6 protein-coding genes are annotated in these 6538 nt (G+C 68.6%); all 6 read left to right on the top strand.

Translation table 11 applies throughout. The features are described from left to right. Window positions 1-180 (top strand): hypothetical protein (locus WBV89_RS11510; protein WP_423981492.1); only part of this gene is annotated, 180 nt, incomplete at its 5' end. Then, complete coding sequence (locus tag WBV89_RS11505; protein ID WP_423981491.1) at window positions 177-2978, top strand: VaFE repeat-containing surface-anchored protein; 2802 nt, start codon at window positions 177-179, stop codon at window positions 2976-2978. The genes WBV89_RS11510 and WBV89_RS11505, both read left to right, overlap by 4 nt. Window positions 2979-3194: 216 nt before the next feature. Further along, complete coding sequence (locus WBV89_RS11500) at window positions 3195-4127, top strand: DUF559 domain-containing protein (RefSeq protein WP_423981490.1); 933 nt, start codon at window positions 3195-3197, stop codon at window positions 4125-4127. Between the two features lie 192 nt (window positions 4128-4319). Then, window positions 4320-5408, top strand: a complete 1089-nt coding sequence (ychF, locus tag WBV89_RS11495) for a redox-regulated ATPase YchF (protein ID WP_423981489.1) — start codon at window positions 4320-4322, stop codon at window positions 5406-5408. Between the two features lie 52 nt (window positions 5409-5460). Further along, window positions 5461-5826 carry a DUF192 domain-containing protein gene (locus tag WBV89_RS11490; protein ID WP_423981488.1) on the top strand — a complete coding sequence of 122 codons (366 nt, stop codon included), beginning with the start codon at window positions 5461-5463 and terminating at the stop codon, window positions 5824-5826. Next, window positions 5823-6538 (top strand): 16S rRNA (cytidine(1402)-2'-O)-methyltransferase (gene rsmI, locus WBV89_RS11485; RefSeq protein WP_423981487.1); only part of this gene is annotated, 716 nt, incomplete at its 3' end. The genes WBV89_RS11490 and rsmI, both read left to right, overlap by 4 nt.

The following is a 6538-nucleotide window of genomic DNA, read 5'->3' as shown; positions in this document are numbered from 1 at the left end:
AGCTACCGCCGGGCATCGATCAGCGACCCGACCCCCGCCACCCTCTGCGAAACGCGCGGCGCCCGGACCATCCCGCACCACGATGGATCCCTGCCCGACGGATGGACGGACCGCTTCGTCGACCCCGACGATCCCGCATTCTCCCAGGCCGCCTGGGCCGAGTCGGAGGCGGCACGATGACCTGGTTCACCGGCGGCGGCCGACCCACTCGACTCGCGCGGATCGCGCGCTGCGGAGTCGCGATGGGCGTGCTCGTCGCACTCGCCGCGGTCGACTCGGCCCGACCGCACGAACCCGTCGTCGCGCTGCCACCCACGCTCTCGGCATGCGCCGGGAACTCTGCGTTCTGCGGCGCCATTCTCCGGATCGATTCCGACGCCGGGACGATCCCCTCGGTCGCCGCCGGCGCGCACTACGGACCGGTCTGGGGAATCCCGCAAGATGCCAACAACTCGACCGGCATCGGATGGTGTGTCGACGACACCCACACCGGCTACCCGGTCGCCCCGATCGAGGAACTCCCGCTGCCGACCGCGTGGACGACCCACGACATGCGTCGGGCCGCGACCCTCATCACGCTCTACGGCGAGGACACCGTCCTCCCCTACCAGCCGCTCCCGGTCGACGCTTCCGGCGAACTGATCGGAGTCGACGCCGGTGACTTCTCGTCGACGCGCCATCGCCAGATCGCTGTGTGGTTCGCGCTGCGATCGATCCTCTCCGACCCGACCGGAACGCCGCGCATCGACCTCGACTCCGCAACCACGTTCAGCGATTCGGGAGCACGTTCCCCATCGGCGGCCGGCAACTCCGCGATGAAACTCGCGCAGAAGCTGGTCACAGCCGCTGACGCCATGACCCCTGCGGGCACGCTCGTCGTCACGGTCACCGTTGCCGATGGAACTCCCCCGACCTCGCCGGGCGTTCCGGACCGGCTCCGTGTCCACGTGGCGGACAGCGACGGACGTCCCCTCCCGAATCATCCGGTGTGGCCAACGGCGTCGACCAACGCGACTGTCACCTCCCCGAACGACGATCCGGCCTCGTCGTCGGTCGCGTTTCGCAACGCCGCACAGCGCGGCTGGCCCTCGATCGATCTGACCCGCACACTCGGGGGCGCAACCGTCACCGACGACCAGGGCGACGCCGTCTTCGATGTCGAGATCGACGCCGCCGGGCCGTGGCGGGTCGGCTTCGAAACCGAGGCATCCCCGGCGGTCGTTCACTTGTTCGGCGACGACATCAACGCGCAGAACAACATCACCGTTCTGGACGGTGTCGTGCGGGCCTCCGGCTCGCTGCACGGCGAGGTCGAGCAACGCTTCGTCCGAGTCGTCAAGACGTCGAGCGATCCGACCTTCGGCGTCGAAGGTGCCGAGATCGCGCTGATCGATGCCGACGGAACCGAGGTCGCCCGCGGCACGTCAGGGTCCGACGGAATCATCGACTTCGGTCCGCTCGCAGCCAACCACCCGACCCCGTTGGCCGTGCGTGAGATCACCGCGCCGGCCGGGCTCAGGCCCCTCGGCACCGACGTCGAGATCGTGACGGCCGGACCAGTCTCATCCGACCCGACGGCGCCCACGGTCGTCGAGATCGGCAACAGCCCGATCACACACGAGTTGATCGTGCAGAAAGCGATCGACGGCTCGGCGGGGTTCGGCTCCGACCTGTCCGGATTCACGTTCGCCGTGACGCGAGACGTCGACGGCGCTGACTTCGGCGCGGTGACGACGGACCAAACCGGGCGGACGTCCTCGGTGGCAGTGCCGGCCGGCGACTACTCGATCGCAGAGGTCGCTCGACCGGCGCGCTGGCCCGGCGATGAGCCGTTTCCCGACCCGAACCACGTCACGGTGCCGACCGATCCAACCACCCCGATCGTGGTCAGGTTCGACAACGCGCTGCGGCACCCGACGCTGTCGACATCGGCCACCGACCAGGCGGACGGCGACAAGTATCTCGCCGCCGACGGTGGCACCATCGTCGATCACGTCGAGGTGTGCGGAGCCGTGGAGGGGACGACCTACACCGTCGCGGGCGAGTTGGCGTTCGTCCCTGCGGACGGAGAACCGGCCGAGCGCACCGGCATCGTGGCCACGGTGGACTTCGTGGCCGCGCCGAGCGACCGAGGCTGCATCTCGGTCGAACTCCACTTCGACGTGCCGGCGGAGTCCGACGCGGCCAACGATTCCGGTGTGTTCGATGGTTCTGGGTGGCTCGACCGCCCCGGACACCTCGTGGTCACCGAGCAGTTGTTCGTCGACGGCGAACTCGTCGCCCGACACGACGACCTGACCTCGATCGAGCAGAGCATCTACGTCGCGAAGGTGGGTTCGGTCGCCGTGGACGCGGCCGACGGCGACCACCGGATCGACATCGGCGGCGGCGCCATCATCGAGACCCTCACCATCTCCGACCTCGACCCATCCCGTCCCGACGTCGAACTCCGCGCCGACTCGACCCTCATGACGATCACCCCCGACGGCACGGTGCAGGCGACCGCAGCGACCGGGGCGACGATCTTCACCCCCGCCGATCTCCACGCGGTGCCCGATTCCGACGGCACCACCTCCGAGACCGGCGATGTGGAGGACGACGGTCGTGACACGCAGCCGATCGTGGAGATCCTCTATTCGTCCACCGACCTTGCCCGGGAGGGAGGCACCGGCGTCGTGTTCACCACCATCACCGACGTCGCGACGGGACTCGTGATCGCCGAGCACCACGACCCAGCCGCGATGTCGCAGCAGGTTCGATGGGAACCGGAAACGGTCGAGACCACCGTCGCCCCACCGACACCGACCGCACCCGCCCCGGCCCCGTCCGTCCCGCCGGTGCACACCGACAACCTGCCCCGCACCGGCGGCGACTCGACGATGCGACTACTTCGAGCCGGCATGGCCGTCGCGCTCCTCGGTTCGTCGCTCGTCGGCGCCTCGCGCATCCGCGTCCGCCGCCGTCGAACCTCCGTGTGACGGCGCGGCGCCCCCTCGCCGATTCACCACCCCCTTCGCTCTCGTCGCGCATCCACCCGCCCACCGAACCGATCCGCGACGAGAACGCCGGAGCAGACACCCGAAGCAGCAAGCGACGAACACCGGGCCACGCGCCCGACCGACCACCACCTGCACCGTTACATCTGGATCTGGCGGGCTCTTCCCGTTTCGGCTCCTCGTGACCCCGTGGAGGTCATGAAGCTCGACACCCTCGACCGCATCGCTCGCACGCAGCACGGCGTCGTCACTCGCGACCAGACCGGACTCTCGACCTCGTCCTGGCAGCGCGCCACCACGAACGGAACGCTCATGCCGCTGTACCGCAACGTTGCTCGACTCGTCGGCACCCCGGACACGGCCCGCCAACGGATCATCGCCGCCACGCTCGCCGCAGGCGACGGTGCGCTCGCCTCGCACCGGTCGGCGGCGCTGCTCCACGGCATTCCGATCGGAACCCCACCACCGGTCGACCTCATCCTCCCGCTCGTCGGCTCCCCCCGCACGCGGTTCGCGAGAGGTCTCGATGGGGTCCAGGTTCATCGACCGAGCGACATGGCCCGGTTGAAGCCGTATCGCAGGGACGGCATCGCATGCACCGCGATCCTGCGGACACTGCTCGACCTCGGAGCGGTCGCCCCACACGATGTCCACGGCGCGGTCGGACATGCGCTGACGAACGACCTCGCGACCATCGACGCGATCGAGACGGTGCTCCAGCAACATGCGCGACGCGGTCGTGCGGGAGTGACCGCGCTGCGCACGGCCCTCGACGACTGGGCGATCGACGCGAAGCCGGCCGACTCGGTGCTCGAGCCTGCGATGCGGCGCCTGATCTCGGCGTACGGACTTCCGCCGGTCGAGTTCCACGCGTCGGTGGGCGGACGCGAGGTCGACTTTCGGGTCGTCGGGACACCGATCGTCATCGAGTGCGACGGCTGGCGCTACCACGGCCGCGCGCGGGATCAATTCGAGCGCGATCGGGAGAACGATGCCGAGTTCGCTGCGCACGGCTGGATCGTGCTGCGCTTCACCTACCGCAAGATCACGACTCGCCCGAGTCGGGTCGCCGCGCAGATCCGTGGCGCGATCGAACGGTGGGCGAACATCCCCGCCCCCGACGCCGCCTGACCCGCATCCGACCCACCCCACCCGACGGACCAGAGGTTCTCGTCGCGATTCCAGCCGGAAACCGCATGGATGCGCGACGAGACCCACGGGCGAGCGACGAGCGGACCGAGCGCGGGCCAGCGGTTCGGGCCAGCGGTTCGGAGCAATGGCGCGAAGGTGGCTCGGGATCGGCGTCGGTAGCCTCCGGGCTGCATGGAACGCTTCGGTCTGGTCGGTCTCCCCAACGCGGGCAAGAGCTCGCTGTACAACGCACTGACCGGTGGTGGCGCACTCGCCGCTCCGTATCCGTTCGCCACCAAGGACCCGAACATCGGCGTGGCGATGGTTCCGGACGAGCGCCTCGAGCAGCTGTCGGAGATGTCGAAGTCGAAGAAGACGATCCACGCGCAGGTCGAAGTCGTCGACATCGGGGGCCTCGTCGAGGGAGCGAGCACCGGTGAGGGCCTGGGCAACAAGTTCCTCGCCAACATCCGCGAGGTCGATGCCATCGTGTTCGTGCTCCGCGCGTTCGTGAACGACGACATCGTCGGCCCGTCCGACCCGCTCGAACACCTACGCGTCGTCGAGATCGAGCTCGCGCTCGCCGACCTCGAGACCGTCGAGAAGCGACTCCACCAGACCAAGCGCGCCGCCAAACTCGACAAGTCGATGGTCGACGAGACCGAGGCGCTGCAAGCTGCATACGACGCGCTCGCCGATGGCCTCCCGCTCTACCGCGCCGGACTGAGCGACGACGTTCGTGAGGCGCTGCATCCCTATTTCCTGCTCACCAACCGGCGCGTCCTCGTCGTCGTCAACGTGGGCGAGGACGACCTCGACGCGATCCCCGAACACGAGGCACGCGTGGCCGCCGAGTTCAACAATGCCGGCGACAACGTCGAGATCATCGGGATGTGCGTGCAACTCGAAGCCGAAGCGGCCGCAATCACCGACCCGGAGGAGCGAGCGGAGATCCTCGAGGGATTCGGGCTCGGAGAAGGTGCCCTGTTCCGCATGGTGCGCAGCGCCTACCACCTGCTCGGACTACGGACGTACCTCACGACCGGCGAACAGGAATCGCGTGCGTGGACGTTCCACGAAGGATCGACCGCCCCCGTGTGTGCCGGGCGGATCCACGGTGATTTCCAGCGCGGGTTCATCAGGGCCGAGGTGATCCAGTGGGACCAACTGCTCGAACTCGGGTCGTGGAACAAGGCCAAGGAGGTCGGCAAGATGCGCGTCGAGGGCAAGGACTACGTGGCACAGGACGGCGATGTGATGGAGTTCCGCTTCAACGTCTGAGCAACGCTCGATCAACGCCCACTCGAGCACCCGGGCGTGCCATGCTCATGACATGGCATGGCTGGTGAGCGAGGCGCACGTCTTGGCCTCGGCCGAATGTGCGACCACGGGAGCTGCTCGACGCAAGGGACTCCTCGGACGCGACTCGCTCGACGGAGCGATCGTGCTCGACAAGTGTCGCTGGGTGCACACGATCGGGATGCGCTTCCCGATCGACGTCGCGTTCCTCGACGCCGACGACCTGGTGATCCGCACCGTCCAGATGCCGCGCCAGCGCATCGGGATGCCAGTTCTGCGGGCCCGGCGGGTCATCGAGGCCGAGGCCGGAGCGTTCGCCCGCTGGGGAGTGCATGTCGGCGACGTCATCGAAGTACGCGATTCCGACTTGCACGACAACGACGTCCGCGCCGAACGATGAGCACCCTGTGGCTCGTCGCCACACCCATCGGCAATCTTGGCGACCTCGCCCCGCGCGCGGTCGAGGTGCTCGCGTCGGCCGAACTCGTCTGCTGCGAGGACACCCGACGCACCGGAAAGCTGCTCCAACACGCCGGGATCCGGGCGAAACGACTCGCGGTGTGCAACGAACACACCGAGTTCGACCTCACCGGGCAGGTGCTCGACGTGCTGGCGTCCGGTGGCGACGTCGCCGTCGTGAGCGATGCGGGCAGCCCCGGGATCTCCGACCCCGGTGAGCGTCTCGTCGCGGCCGCCGTCGAGGCCGAGCATCCGGTGAGCGCTGTCCCCGGTCCGACCGCTGCGACGATGGCGGTCACGATCAGCGGTCTGCCCAGCGGTCGCCACGTCTACGAGGGTTTTCTCCCGCGCAAGGGTCGGGAACGAATCGAACGGATCTCCTCCATCGCAGCGGAGTCGAGGACCGTGGTGATCTACGAGGCACCCCATCGGATCCAGCGGACTCTCGTCGACCTCCTCGACGCATGCGGTGCGGACCGTCCGGTGTCGATCTCACGCGAGCTCACGAAACTCCACGAGGAGACCATCCGCGGAACCCTCGGGTCGGTCGACGTCGGCGAGCCTCGCGGCGAGTACGTGATCGTGATCGGCGGGGTGGTCCAGGGCACCGAATCCGTCTCGGACGACGACGTCCGTCGAGCACTCCGCGCGGC

The organism is Ilumatobacter sp., from assembly GCF_049588435.1.
In the GTDB taxonomy this organism is placed as follows: domain Bacteria; phylum Actinomycetota; class Acidimicrobiia; order Acidimicrobiales; family Ilumatobacteraceae; genus Ilumatobacter_A.
This window is presented reverse-complemented; position numbering and strand designations above follow the sequence as displayed.